The 13761-nt window shown below is 53.2% G+C and carries 13 protein-coding genes, 1 other RNA gene and 1 pseudogene; all 15 read left to right on the top strand.

The genetic code is table 11. From position 1 onward, the window contains the following. Positions 1-99: 99 nt before the first annotated feature. The 15 genes and pseudogenes from IDH45_RS00070 (at position 100) to IDH45_RS00005 (ending at position 13232) form a co-directional block, all read left to right on the top strand. A complete protein-coding gene (locus IDH45_RS00070) occupies positions 100-492 on the top strand; it encodes a response regulator (RefSeq protein ID WP_190923508.1) in 393 nt (130 codons plus the stop codon). Positions 493-708: 216 nt separating this feature from the next. Continuing rightward, entirely contained in the window at positions 709-1563 is an 855-nt protein-coding gene (gene fba, locus IDH45_RS00065; protein WP_190923506.1) for a class II fructose-1,6-bisphosphate aldolase, read from the top strand. A gap of 208 nt (positions 1564-1771) precedes the next feature. Then, positions 1772-3055 carry a UDP-N-acetylglucosamine 1-carboxyvinyltransferase gene (locus tag IDH45_RS00060; protein ID WP_190923505.1) on the top strand — a complete coding sequence of 428 codons (1284 nt, stop codon included), beginning with the start codon at positions 1772-1774 and terminating at the stop codon, positions 3053-3055. A gap of 72 nt (positions 3056-3127) precedes the next feature. Next, positions 3128-4405: a transcription termination factor Rho gene (gene rho / locus IDH45_RS00055; protein ID WP_190923503.1), complete on the top strand. Its 1278-nt coding sequence runs from the start codon at positions 3128-3130 to the stop codon at positions 4403-4405. A gap of 42 nt (positions 4406-4447) precedes the next feature. Next, on the top strand, positions 4448-5701 hold the full coding sequence (locus IDH45_RS00050) for a radical SAM protein (protein ID WP_190923501.1): 1254 nt from the start codon (positions 4448-4450) through the stop codon (positions 5699-5701). 114 nt (positions 5702-5815) lie between these two features. Continuing rightward, complete coding sequence (gene rpmE, locus IDH45_RS00045) at positions 5816-6013, top strand: 50S ribosomal protein L31 (RefSeq protein ID WP_190923499.1); 198 nt, start codon at positions 5816-5818, stop codon at positions 6011-6013. Between the two features lie 81 nt (positions 6014-6094). Continuing rightward, positions 6095-6484, top strand: coding sequence for a hypothetical protein (locus IDH45_RS00040; RefSeq protein WP_190923497.1), 390 nt, complete (start codon positions 6095-6097; stop codon positions 6482-6484). A gap of 72 nt (positions 6485-6556) precedes the next feature. Beyond that, positions 6557-6822, top strand: an RNA gene (gene ffs / locus IDH45_RS00035) — signal recognition particle sRNA large type. Between the two features lie 182 nt (positions 6823-7004). Beyond that, positions 7005-8420 carry an ATP-binding protein gene (locus IDH45_RS00030; protein WP_190923495.1) on the top strand — a complete coding sequence of 472 codons (1416 nt, stop codon included), beginning with the start codon at positions 7005-7007 and terminating at the stop codon, positions 8418-8420. 102 nt (positions 8421-8522) lie between these two features. Next, positions 8523-10250 (top strand): DNA polymerase III subunit gamma/tau, encoded by a 1728-nt coding sequence (dnaX, locus tag IDH45_RS00025; protein WP_190923493.1) that lies wholly within the window; start codon positions 8523-8525, stop codon positions 10248-10250. A 20-nt stretch (positions 10251-10270) separates the two neighbouring features. After that, entirely contained in the window at positions 10271-10582 is a 312-nt protein-coding gene (locus tag IDH45_RS00020) for a YbaB/EbfC family nucleoid-associated protein (protein WP_190923491.1), read from the top strand. 25 nt (positions 10583-10607) lie between these two features. Then, complete coding sequence (recR, locus tag IDH45_RS00015) at positions 10608-11207, top strand: recombination mediator RecR (RefSeq protein ID WP_190923489.1); 600 nt, start codon at positions 10608-10610, stop codon at positions 11205-11207. A 543-nt stretch (positions 11208-11750) separates the two neighbouring features. Beyond that, positions 11751-11801 (top strand): annotated as a pseudogene (locus IDH45_RS35165) (hypothetical protein); the annotation flags it as partial. A gap of 892 nt (positions 11802-12693) precedes the next feature. Then, positions 12694-12966 (top strand): DUF2508 family protein, encoded by a 273-nt coding sequence (locus IDH45_RS00010; protein ID WP_190923487.1) that lies wholly within the window; start codon positions 12694-12696, stop codon positions 12964-12966. 2 nt (positions 12967-12968) lie between these two features. Further along, a complete protein-coding gene (locus IDH45_RS00005) occupies positions 12969-13232 on the top strand; it encodes a pro-sigmaK processing inhibitor BofA family protein (RefSeq protein WP_190923485.1) in 264 nt (87 codons plus the stop codon). Positions 13233-13761: the final 529 nt, after the last annotated feature.

The following is a 13761-nucleotide window of genomic DNA, read 5'->3' as shown; positions in this document are numbered from 1 at the left end:
ATCGGCACGCCATAGGGCGTTTTCCGTACCCGTCGAACAAGCGGAGGGTGTGAGCGGGAGGTAAACCTGCTCATACACAGTTGTGAGGAGGTTTGATGATTGGATAAGAAGAAGGTATTGATTGTCGACGACCAAAACGGCATCCGGGTTTTGCTGATGGAAGTGTTCAGCAACGAAGGGTACAATACGTTTCAGGCTTCCAACGGCAAATTGGCGCTCGAAATCGTCCGCAAAGAATCTCCCGATCTGGTTTTGCTCGATATGAAAATCCCGGGTATGGACGGCTTGGATATTTTGAAGCATATCAAGCAGATTGACGTAAGCATCAAGGTCATTATGATGACGGCGTACGGCGAGCTGGATATGATCAAGGAAGCGACCGACCTGGGAGCTCTTATGCACTTTACGAAGCCTTTCGATATTGACGATTTGAGGCACGCCGTCAACAAGCAACTGCGCTCGGACCCGCCGAGGCTGGCGATAGGATCCTAATCCGGATCCTATTTTTTTTGTCCGGACGGCCGGCGGAAGGAGGGCGATCGCGCCCGAGCAGATCAAATCCTTCCATATATATGTAACGTCGGAGTACGAAGGGCGGGACAGGCCGACAATTCGCCGACGGGCGTTACCATTTGAGGGACGAGTATGATATAATAGTCCAGTATTGCATTCGGAACCAATTCAGAAGAACGTTTAGGAGGAACGAAAATGCCGCTTGTTTCAATGAACGAGTTTTTGCCGAAAGCAAAAGCGAATAAATTTGCAGTCGGACAATTCAACATGAACAATCTGGAGTTTGCTCAAGCGATTATGGAAGCTGCGATGGAGGAGAAGTCTCCTTTCATCTTTGGTGTGAGCGAAGGCGCACTGAAATATATGGGCATGGAGTACACGGTAGCGATTGCGGAAGCAGCCGCCAAAAAATCCGGCTTGCCGATTGCTCTTCACCTCGACCACGGAAGCAGCTTCGAAGTCGCTATGAAATGTATCCGCGCCGGCTTCAGCTCGGTTATGTTCGACGGCTCCCATTACACGCTTGAAGAGAATATCCGCCTGACCAAAGAAGTCGTAAAAGCCGCTCATGCGATGGGCGTATCCGTCGAAGGCGAGCTCGGAACGATCGGCGGCGTCGAAGACGACATCAGCCTCGACGAAGAGCATGCGAGCTTGGCCAAGCCTGAGGAAGCGATCCGTTTCTATGAAGAGACCGGTGTCGACTGCCTGGCGATTGCCGTAGGCACCGCACACGGCATGTACAAAGGCGAGCCGAAAATCCATTATGACATTATCGAACAAGTGGCGAAGGCTGTTCCCGTGCCGATCGTGCTGCACGGCGGTTCCGGCGTTCCGGACGAAGCGATTCGTCTGTCGATCGCAGCCGGCGTAGGCAAAATCAACGTAAACACCGAAAACCAAGTGGCTTGCACCGAAGCGATCCGCGAAGTACTTGCCAAGGACGCCAACGTATACGATCCCCGCAAATATTTGACGCCTGCCCGTAAAGCGATGGTTGAAGTCGTGAAATCGAAAATCCGCCTGTTCGGCAGCAGCAACCAAGCTTAATATCCATAAAACGACAAGTACCAGCATACACATAAAACGTCTAGCGAAGCGATAACAGGATTGTACCGGCGGGAACGGTTTCCCGCCGGGGTTCCTTTTTCTTTCTGCTTGCGTGCAACAAGTACAATACCGGAGTCTGCCCGTCCGGCAGACGGCAATGGTAGAGGAAGACTCCGAGAGTCTGCCTAATAGGGAGGAATTTGCCGGAATGACGGGGAAACTTTTGATCGCGGGAGGCCGCTCCCTGCGTGGAACGGTAACGATCAGCGGAGCGAAGAACAGCGCGATCGCGTTGATTCCCGCGGCGATCCTGGCGGAAACGAAGGTTGTGCTCGATAATCTCCCGCTCATCAGCGATGTCGATATTTATACCGATTTGCTGGGCGAGCTCGGAGCGAGCGTCGTACGCAGCGGTGACCAGATGATTATTGATCCGGGATCGATCCGATCGGTGCCGATGCCTAATGGCAATGTGAAGAAGCTTCGGGCTTCTTATTATTTGATGGGTGCTTTGCTTGGCCGGTTCGGAGAAGCAACGATTGGGCTTCCCGGCGGATGTAATTTCGAGCCTCGACCGATCGACCAGCATATCAAAGGGTTTGAGGCGCTTGGAGCGGAAGTGCGCAATGAGTTCGGAAGCATACATATCCGGGCGAAGCAGCTTCGCGGAGCTAAAATTTACTTGGATGTAGTCAGTGTAGGAGCGACGATCAACATCATGTTGGCGGCTTCTCGCGCCAAAGGAACCACTTTGATCGAAAATGCGGCCAAAGAGCCAGAAATTATAGATGTAGCTACCTTATTGAATGCCATGGGAGCGAAGATTAAAGGAGCCGGTACCGAAACGATCCGGATTGAAGGAGCCGATTCGCTGCACGGCTGCAGGCATTCCATCATTCCCGACCGCATACAGGCAGGTTCTTATATGATCGCGGCGGCGGCTACCCGCGGAGATGTCGTGATCGACAATGTCATTCCGAAGCATATGGAAGCGTTAACCGCCAAGCTGCAAGAGATGGGTGTCCACATTTACGAGATGGACGAATCGATACGCGTCGTAGGCCAGCCGGAATACGAGAGTGTAGACGTCAAGGCGCTTGTGTACCCCGGTTTCGCCACCGATCTCCAGTCCCCGATGACCAGTCTCCTCACCCAAGCCAAAGGCGTCAGCATATTGACCGATTATGTGTACAACAACCGGTTCAAGCACGTTCCCGAACTGATTCGCATGGGCGCCAAGATTAAGGTGGAAGGGCGTTCAGCGATTATCGAAGGTGGCATATTGTCGGCTGCGAAGGTTAGGGCTACGGATTTGCGTGCCGGAGCCGCGCTGTTTACCGCCGCATTAACGGTGCCGTCTGGAGTCACCGAGATTTCCGGTATCGAGTATATATACCGGGGCTATGAGAATTTGGTGCCCAACCTGCGCAGCCTCGGGGCGGAGATTTGGGAAGAAGACGCGGGAGTAGAGACTGTTGCAAGAATAGATTAAAAGAAATTCGGAAATGATAGGTTTATATGGCTTTGGCCGGTTTGAATAACGAATAGTGTGGTGGATAATGAGATGGATATGCATCTGGCACAGCTGGAGCAGCTGAAACTGACCGACTTGTACAAGTTGGCGAAAGAGCACCAAATAGCCTCATACGGCCAAATGAAGAAAAAAGAACTGATTTTTGCAATTTTACGCGCCCAAGCCGAAAAGGGCGGATTGATGTTTATGGAAGGTATCCTCGACGTGTTGTCCGAGGGCTATGGCTTTTTGCGTCCGATTAACTACTTGCCTAGCTCGGAAGATATTTATATCTCCCAGTCTCAAATCCGCAAGTTTGATTTGCGATCCGGCGACCGCGTATCGGGAAAATGCAGACCGCCTAAAGAAAATGAGCGCTATTTCGGGTTGCTGCAGGTAGAAGCGGTTAATGGAGAGAAGCCCGAGACGGCTGCCGAACGCCTTCACTTTCCTGCCCTTACGCCCCTGTACCCTCAGCAGAAATTCGTTCTGGAAACGACTCCCGAGAAAGTGTCCACCCGTATTATGGATATGCTAAGCCCGGTCGGCATGGGACAGCGGGGACTGATCGTCGCGCCTCCGAAAGCGGGTAAGACGCTGCTGCTCAAGGAGATCGCCAACAGCATCTCGCTGAACTATCCGGATGTGGAGCTTTTCGTGCTGCTGATCGACGAGCGGCCGGAGGAAGTGACGGACATGCAGCGCTCCGTCAAGGCGGAAGTGGTTGCTTCGACCTTCGACGAGCTACCGGAAAATCATATCAAAGTAGCCGAACTCGTTCTGGAACGTGCTAAACGTTTGGTAGAGCACAAAAAGGACGTCGTCATTCTGCTTGACAGCATTACCCGGCTGGCGAGAGCGTATAATCTCGTCATACCGCCTTCGGGAAGAACGTTGTCCGGCGGTATCGATCCTGCGGCGTTTCATCGCCCGAAACGGTTTTTCGGTTCTGCGCGGAATATCGAGGAAGGCGGCAGCTTGACCATTTTGGCGACGGCGCTCGTGGAGACCGGTTCGAGAATGGATGACGTCATCTACGAAGAGTTCAAAGGAACGGGCAATCTGGAGCTGCATCTGGACCGCAAGCTTGCAGAGCGTCGTATCTTCCCGGCGATCGACATTCGCCGTTCGGGTACGCGCCGCGAAGAGATGTTGCTAACCAAAGAGGAGCTCGAGAAAATTTGGGCGATCCGCAAAAATATGAACGATTCCCACGATTTTGTCGATGCGTTTCTTAAAAAGCTCGGCGATACGAAAACGAATCGTGAATTTTATGAAACACTGGAAGCCAAACCGGACGGCAAGCGGGTCAAAAATTCCGCCTCTTAATAGCCGCCTCGGCATACTTGAAATGAAAAAGAGGGAAGCCTCATGTATTTGGTATATGCGGACGAAGCGGGTAACGTATTCGATCATCCGGAGTGGACAGCACTCGGCCGCAGCGGTGACATGATTACGGAAATATGGGAAGACGAGCTGATTCCGCTGCCGGAAGGGGCAACCTTGGTCAGTCTGCCGGCAACGCGTGCGATTGGCTGGAACGAGCAGGCCGGGTCGATGCAGGCGATGGAAGGCCCCTATCAAGCGGTCGGAGCGCTGCTTCCTCAAGGATTTACGCGTCTATTGCTTCCTGGCTATGCCAAGAAGGACAAGTCGCAATTGCTTCCGTTATTCGGGTATACGGCGGTTGCCTGGAAGGACGGCGCTTTTTATGTCGCTGCCCGGCAAAGCGACGATCCCGAACCGTGGAATCCGCGCAACTGCGATACGAAGGAACTGGAGCTTGGAGTCAACCGGTTAACCGGGGCTTACCCGGACAACCGGCTGTACCAGCATTTGTCCAAGTGCGCCTTGGAGTACGAATGCTTAACCGCCTCCAACACGTTTTTGTCCCGGCTGGAAGGGGCAGTGCCGGTGTCGTATTCCTGCAACGCCGGATGTTACGGCTGTATCTCGGAGCAGCCGGATGACAGCGGATTTCCGGCGCCTCAGACCCGGATGAACTTCAGACCGACGGTGGATGAGATCGTTCAGGTCATGCTGGAGCAATTGCAAACTCCGGATGCGATCATCAGCTTCGGACAAGGGTGCGAGGGCGAGCCCTCGACGCAGGCCAAGCTGATTATCGAGGCGATCCGCCGCGTGCGCGAGCAGACCCGTAACGGATATATCAACATTAATACGAACGCGGGCTTAAGCGATCATATCCGGGCGATTGTCGATGCGGGTCTTGATCTGATGCGGGTCAGTACGATCAGCGCGCTGGATGACCATTATAATGCATACTACAAACCTCGCGGCTATACGCTGGCCAATGTGGAGAAATCGCTCACCTACGCCACCTCCAAGGGTGTGTATACATCGATCAATTACCTCGTATTCCCCGGAGTAACCGACAGGGAAGAGGAGATCGAAGCGATGCTGGGCTTCGCCAAGCGGACCGGATTGAGGCTGATCCAGCTGCGCAACCTCAATATCGATCCGGAAGGTTATTTGCAGCTTATACCGCAAAAACGCGGCAACACTTACGGAATGAAGCAAATGATCGAGATATTCGAAGCGGAGCTTCCGGATGTCGTCATCGGCTCGTACACGCACATTCCGCCGCGGGCACCAGCCAAATGATGGGGGTGTACAAAACGTGTTGCATTTATCGGAAAAAACATGTTATAATGCGCTCATGTGTCCATATAACTCTGGGTCCAAATGAGACTCAGGGCGGAGAGAGGTGAAAGGCTCATGAAAACAGAAATTCAACCGAAATATTATGTAACGACGGCAACTTGCGCTTGCGGTAATTCGTTTGAGACGGGTTCCATTAAGCAAAACCTCCGCGTGGAGATTTGCTCCGCATGCCACCCGCACTTTACCGGTAAGCAGAAGTTTATCGACGCCGGCGGACGTGTTGATAAATTTAAGAAAAAATACGGCATTTAATTTTACACGTATGGCGTACGATTCCTCGTGTATACAACAACCTCTCTTGGTCATCCTAGAACCAAGGGAGGTTGTTTCTTTATGAAGATCAGACCAGGCTTGCTGACTGCAGCCGTGCTGCTTCCGATGCTGCTGACTGCCGGATGTGGGGGCGGTGACGGCACCTCGAGGACGAAGTCGTACCAGAACGACGGTTACTTGGGCATGACGAACACGAATCCGAGCTTGCCCTTGACTCCGACTTACCATACGTATGAGGTCGATACCAGAATGATGCGCGATGCGGTTACGCCGATCGCGGGCGTCCGGAATGTCCGGATCGTCATGAACGGGGCGAATGCCAGCATAAGGGTCATTACCGCCAAGGGGTTGTCCGAGCAGGAGAACGAGCGAATCCGCAGCGAAGCGGCGCAAGCGTTGCAGCATGCGGTGCCCCGATACAATTTTAAAGTCACGACCCGCAGCGAGTAGCCGGGAGCCGCTTCATAAGATGCCAAATGATGAAGGTTGCGTTAAGTCGGCCAATCCGCTATACTAGGTTTACCGTGCTAGATGGGGAGGTAGCGGTGCCCTGTACCCGCAATCCGCTACAGCGGGGTCGAATTCCTGTTTTCGGTCTTGTCGATGTGAGGTCTGACTTTTACACGAAGTGTTGACGGTCGGGTCCTCCGCAATGGACGCTTGTGAACCCGGTCAGGTCCGGAAGGAAGCAGCCGTAAGCAAGATGGTTCATGTGCCGGAGGAGTGCCTGACTCGAGCTAACCGGTAAAGGTTCCGCTCGGATCGCAAGATCAACGGCAGGTGCACGGTAACTAAATATGACGATTGCCGAGAAATAACGCCGATTCAGACGTCGCGAGACGCTGATTCGGCGTTTTTTGGTTTGGAACTGGAATCGCTTGGAAGGAAAAAACAGATCCGAGTAGAATTGTTATAAGAAGGGGGCCGGGCCGGACGTTAGCCCGGTATTATAAATAGAAGGTGGTATTGCATGGAAAAATTCCGGATCACGATGCCGTCTACGCAAACGTTTATTCGCAGTCTCGATGCGGTCCCGGCTGCCATTATGGATGCAGATGGCACAATAGTAGAGTGTAATCGCGCCTTTTCTCATCTGTTCGGCGGGAGATGCGGCGTAGGCGGCTCCATATTTATGCTGGTGCCTGAGGAATCGTGTCTGGAAGCGATATGCGAGCGGTGCGAGAACAGCATGGACGAGGACGGCACGATCGAGATCAAGTTGAGGGCCGGACAGGGAAAACAGGTGGCGACCCGCTGCTGGTTCGGGCGTGCGGAGTCGGGCGCACGGCATCTGTATGCTCTTTTATTGTCCGGTTTGGCGCCGGGGGAGCTGAGCTTGCTTCAGCAATTTTCGGGTACATTTGTCCGGGATGTCAATTTGGGAGTTCTCGTGGTCGATCAGGAGTTCCGTCTGGTCGATATTAGCGACATGGCCTGCCATATTCTTGGAATCGACCGGCAGTCGTCGCTAGGTTTTCCGATGGAGGAGGTGTTCCGGTCCGTGCCGAAGGAGCATCGTCTTGTTCAGCGCACACTGTTGGACGGTGTGTTGGTCAGAAGCCACGCGGTCTCCTGGACGAACGACCGGCAGCGTTACGAGCTGCTGATGGACTCCAATCTCATTCGCGATCCGCTTGGCCAAGTGGTGGGAGCTTATGTGATTTTCAAAGATGTAACCAACCTCCGTTCTTTGGAGCAGCAAGTGCAGCGAAGCGACCGTCTCGCCATGATCGGACAGATTGCCGCCGGAACGGCCCACGAGATTCGCAACCCTCTAACGTCCATTAAGGGCTTCTTGCAGGTGCTGAACCGGACGTTCCATCAAAGCGGGATGGAGAGGGAGGAAGGCTACACGGATTTGATGCTGGCTGAGATTGACCGGATTAACGAGCTGGTCAACGAGTTTTTGCTGCTGAGCAAACCGAAAAACGTGACCTTTGACAAGATTGATATTTCCTCGGTGCTGCGGGACATATTGCCGATTATTAACAACCAGGCTGTTCTGCACAATGTAACGATCCAGTATCAGTCGGTTTACCAGATTCCGAAAATTATCGCCGACCGGGAGCTGCTCAAGCAGGTGTTTATCAATTTATGCAAGAACGGGATAGAAGCTATGACGCAAGGGGGGACATTAACGATCATTGAGAAGATAGACGCCCGGGCCAGAAAGGTGCATGTGGAAGTTCAAGATTCGGGTGCCGGCATACCGGCTTATTTAATCGATAAAATATTCGATCCGTTCTTTACGACCAAAGACAGCGGCACCGGCCTCGGGCTCTCCGTCTGCCAGCGGATCATCCACGATATAGGAGGCAGCATTCGCGTTTCCTCCAAAGGCTTCGGCACGACATTTACGGTCATCGTACCGTTTTCCCCGAGCTAACCCCGTGCGGTTGGTCAAAAGGAAGAGGTTTAGTGTATAATGGAGTACATGAACCTCATGGGTTAGAGAAGGATCTAACGAACTTTTCGGGGAGAAACGCCAATGGCGCACATTGCATTATACCGGACTTGGAGGCCGCAAGCCTTCCGGGATATCGTCGGACAAAAGCATATTACACAAACGCTGCAAAATTCGCTGCGGGACGGACGGCTCACCCACGCCTACCTGTTCAACGGTCCCCGGGGGACCGGAAAGACGACAGCCGCCAAAATATTAGCCAAAGCTGTAAACTGCGAGAGGGGTCCTGCGGAGGAGCCGTGCAACGAATGCTCTGCCTGCAGGCGCATTACCGAAGGCGCCGTGATGGACGTCGTCGAGATCGACGCCGCCTCCAACCGGGGCGTGGAGGAAATTCGCGACATCCGGGAGAAGGTGAAGTACGCCCCGACCGAAGTGAGGCACAAAGTGTACATTATCGACGAGGTGCACATGCTCACGACGGAAGCGTTTAATGCGCTTCTCAAGACGCTGGAGGAACCGCCTGCCCATGTCATGTTTATCCTTGCGACGACAGAGCCGCACAAGCTCCCGGCCACGATCATCTCGCGGTGTCAGCGGTTCGATTTCCGCCGGGTGCCGTTGGACGAGCAAGTGTCGCGCCTCACCTATATTTGCAGCCAGGAGAACGTGAATGCGGAGAACGAGGCTCTCCAATACGTAGCGCGCTTGTCGGACGGCGGGATGCGGGATGCGCTTAGTCTGCTCGATCAGATTATCGCATATACCGGCAACGACGTCACGCTTCAGGAAGTGCTGGCCATCACCGGAGGAATCGGACTGGAGCAGTTCGGCCGGCTGGCCGAGGCGGTTGCGGGACGGGATGCGGGTGCGGCGTTGGAATGCATCGAGCTTCTGATGCAGGAAGGCAAAAGCGCCGAGAAATGTATGGAGAATCTGATCGATTATTTCCGGGACGCCTTAATGCTGAGGCTGGTGCCGAACGCAGAGGAGTGGACCGACCGGATTACCGATCCGGGGGCGTTCCGTGCGATGATCGGATCGTTCTCGAGCGACCATCTGTTCCACATCATCGACGTGCTGAATCATTATCAGACCGAGATGAAATATTCGGCCCAGCCGCAGACGATCTTCGAGGTGGCGGTGCTTAAGCTGTGCAGTTCTTCGCCGGCGGGCAGCGTCCCGGTCGAACCCCAGCAAGGGGCCGCCGAGAAAAGCGGAGATCCGGAAGTCGCGGCGCTTAACCGGAAAATCACGCAGCTGGAGCAGAAATTGGATCAGCTTCTGAAAAGCGGGGTGGCGCCGGCTGGCAAAGAATCGTCCCAGCGATCCGCAGCCCCGCCCAGATCCACTTCTTCCTCAGTTGCAATGAAGGCGGGCATCAAGCTGGACCCCTACTTGCCGCATGCCGAGTCGCCGACGCATAAGCAGGTGCTGAGCAAGTGGGGACAGGTGCTGCAGCAGGTAAAAGAGCGCAAAATTATGGTCCACGCCTGGCTGGTGGACGGGGAGCCGGTAGCGGCGAGCGAAGATACGCTGCTGCTAGCTTTCAAGAGCGCGATGCACCGGGAGACGACAGAGAGACCGGCTCACAAAGAGCTGATCGAACAGGTGATCTCCGAATTGCTGGGCTCCCCGCTTCGGCTCGTTACGGCGATGCTTAAGGATTGGAAGGCTGCGCAAGCCGATACGGCGGAGCAGCCTGAAGTGATGCGCATGGAGTCGCAAGAGGCGGCAGGTCAGCCCGGCGACGACGTCGTAGACGAAGCTATCAAGTTGTTCGGCCAAGATCTGGTCGTAATCAAAGAATAATCCGGGAGGATGAACTCGCTATGAACAATATGCAACAGATGATGAAACAAGTGAAGAAGATGCAGGAGCAAATGGTAAAGGCGCAAGAAGAGCTCGGCACCAAAACGGTTGAAGGCAGCGCAGGCGGCGGGGTTGTGACTGTAACCGCAACGGGACATCGCAAGCTAACGAATATCGTGATCAAGCCGGAGGCTGTAGATCCTGAAGATGTGGATATGCTCCAGGACCTTATTTTGACGGCCGTCAACGACGCGCTTACCAAGGCGGAGCAGATGGCGGAGCAGGATATGGGACGTCTGACCGGCGGCATGAAGATGCCGGGCTTGTTCTAATTGAAACGTAAAGGAGCCGTTCGTTTTGTACTACCCGGAACCGATCGCCAAATTAATAGACGCCTTTTCGAGGTTGCCGGGAGTGGGTCCGAAGACGGCCGGCAGACTGGCTTTTCACGTGCTGCGCATGAAGGAGGAGGATGTGCTCGATTTCGCCAAATCGCTCGTTAGCGTCAAGCGGAACTTGCACTACTGCTCCGTATGCTGCAACATTACCGATGTCGATCCGTGCCGCATCTGTCAGGACAAGAAGCGGGACGGTTCCGTCATCTGCGTCGTTCAGGAAGCCAAAGATCTTGTGGCGATGGAGCGGACCAAGGAATATAACGGCTACTATCATGTGCTGCATGGGGCGATATCGCCTATGGAAGGAATCGGGCCTGACGAGATTCGGATTGCGGAGTTGCTGCGGCGGCTTGGAGACGAACAGGTGCAGGAGCTAATTTTGGCGACGAATCCGAATATCGAGGGGGAGTCGACGGCGATGTATTTATCGCGGCTCGTCAAACCTTTCGGCCTCAAAGTTACACGGATCGCTCACGGGCTTCCGGTAGGCGGGGATTTGGAATATGCCGATGAAGTGACGCTGTCCAAGGCGCTCGAAGGACGCAGGGAACTGAGTTAATGCGAATAAGCTGTGCGGAACGTGGCATACGTTCCGTGCGGCTTTTTGTGCGCTTGGCAGCGCTTCGACTAAGGAGTGAAAGTCTCCTCTACACCGCGTGGCGGCGGAAGTAGTGGCTGACGCATAGTGCTCAGTCCGTGAGGATGGGTGCGGAGGTAGCGAAGGCAAAGCCCGGAACAGGCGGCGAACCATGATGGCTGACGGAGTCGGATAACCTTGCGAAAAGTGGGAATGTCCAATACCGCTACAGACCCCGTAAGTTAGGAGGACTGGATTCGGGTGAAAGTCGAATGACGTGACCCAAGGAGAGTTCATCGTTTCCATCGCAAGGTGGTAAACCCTGATCAAAGCCGTGAAGGATAAGACAGGACTATGGATGGTGAGCAGTCAGACGTAGGGATAGTAGCGAAAAAGCTTACCTGAAAGGCCGCAAGGGGAAGTGAAGCGGCGCAAAGTCGTCGCTGCAAGCTTTGACCCAAGTAGTTTCCCCATCCCCTTAGGTATGGGTTCAGCTCCTTAAAGAAACGCTTTCGGGAATTAGACGGTTGGATTCGCAGGCGTCTGCGCTCCGTCCAACTTCGCAGCTGGAAGTAAGGTAAGGAAGCTCCACCGTGAAATGAGGCGCCGAGGTTGGGATAACAGTGATATGCCTGGTCTACGTATGAGGGCATGGAGGAGTTCACATTCAACCTATGCTCAGTTCGCGATGCCAAACAAGTGGTTTGAGGAAATGGGTCTATGCAGTCTTCTTGAGCTTTACAACATCACCCCCCAAAGGGGATAATCTTGGAGGAGCCGGATGCGATGACCCGCACGTCCGGATCTGTGAGAGGCCCATGCAATTGTGCATGGGCCTACTCGATTTGACGAGAGCGAATGATTAAGTTCGCTCGCTAAAGCGTTAAGGGAACTAATGCCATCCGGAACCAAGTTAGAGAAGCCACCTTTCTTCTGCCCTGCTTCTTCTGGGGGGAGGATGAGCCGAATAGGAGCGGTTTGTAACCTTTATTTTGCCCGAAAACCAGCTTGAACACGGAATAAGAGTGGTTTGAAGCTGCTAAAATCAGCGGAAAGGATACACCCCCCACTAATTGGTTGAGATAAGAGGTGCAAACCGCTTCTATTCGTTTTAGTTTTGCGAATAGGTCGAAAATAGAAGATTCCAAAGGCTCTTATTTTGTTAGTTGGCCCGCGTGCATGCGTTTGGCCAAGGCGAACATATTCTGCTTATAAAATGAGGGGAACTAGCTTCATTTGGAGTCGAGTTGTTTTACTTAAAACCTCATCAACCAGCGACTTATGCAAATGTGCCCACTCCTTTCCTGCGAGCATGCGCGTGGGTTTGCACGTCAAGAAACATTAAGATGATTTTCCCCGAAGGGTATTCTTAATTGCGGTACGCCCGACATTTCCGTTCTGGAAAAGCCTCTACTTTCATAGGTATTACTAAGCCGAGAGCTTCGATACCGATGGGGGTGGGGTGGACATGTTGTGGCGTTTTCCTTGGAAGTGGAGAAAGAAGCAGGAAGATCCGTTGTTGAAGGACAAGCAGATTTTGCTCGAAGAGATCCGTGTTGCGGTGGTGGAGTGGCAGTATGCTCAGCAAAGGCTGGATTATATGGTCGAGCAAGACCAGATTGACTACGCGATATACGCGCTGGAAGCGGCGGAGAAACGGTATGAGATGCTGCTCAAAAACGCCAAAAAATTGAATATCCATGCGCTTCATGTCGGCATGAGCAGAGTGGCGGAGGGGTAACCATGCGAACGATCTGGCTCGGAGTACTGCTTATTTCATCGATTCTTTTGGTTGTTGTCCTTATGCGCCGCAAACATTCTCGCCAGTGGATCGGTTATGCCGTGCTGCATATTGTAGTCGCTGCTTTTTTGCTGTACTTCGTCAACCTGGCCGGCTCGTATTATGATTTTCGAATTCCGGTCAATATGCCGACGGTCGCGACGGTGCTAATGCTGGGTGTCCCGGGGCTGCTTATGCTCGTCGGGTTGAAGTTCGTATTATTCTAAGAACTAGCGGGATACCGCGTGAAGATGAGCTTCGCGATCGTATTAATCGATACGTCTAAGAAAAGAAATCGGCAACCCGGGAAACCTGGACGGAGCAGAGGCGCCGCTAGATCGGCAGAAGCTTTTATGCAAAGTTCTGAGCGGAAGTTATTTAGAGCAGTGAAGCGTTAAAGGTCGGGTAAGCGGAACGGCATTAGCTGCACGATATAACTGAATCTTATATGGGGTCTCACATCCTGCAAGCAGCTTCGATTTAGAAGCTTTTTCTTTTTGCTTGCTTAAGGCGGCTATACGTGGTATATTGTAATTCCGCCTCTTCGAGGGAAGATTAGACAACCTCGAAGGCAATAAAGTTTTAAAAAAACTTCTTGCAAAGTACTAGGCGGTTGTGATATATTAAAGAGGTCGCCGCAAAACGAAAGCGACAAAAGATGACAAACGATTTGCTCCTTGAAAACTGAACAACGAGCGTGCAAGTGATGATCTCGCAAGAGATCAAAACAAGTCGAGTTATCGACACAAGTCAGTA

It is taken from the genome of Paenibacillus oceani, assembly GCF_014705615.1.
GTDB classification, from domain to species: domain Bacteria; phylum Bacillota; class Bacilli; order Paenibacillales; family NBRC-103111; genus Paenibacillus_AB; species Paenibacillus_AB oceani.
The sequence above is the reverse complement of the archived record's forward strand: the minus strand, read 5'-3'. Positions and strand labels throughout refer to the sequence as shown.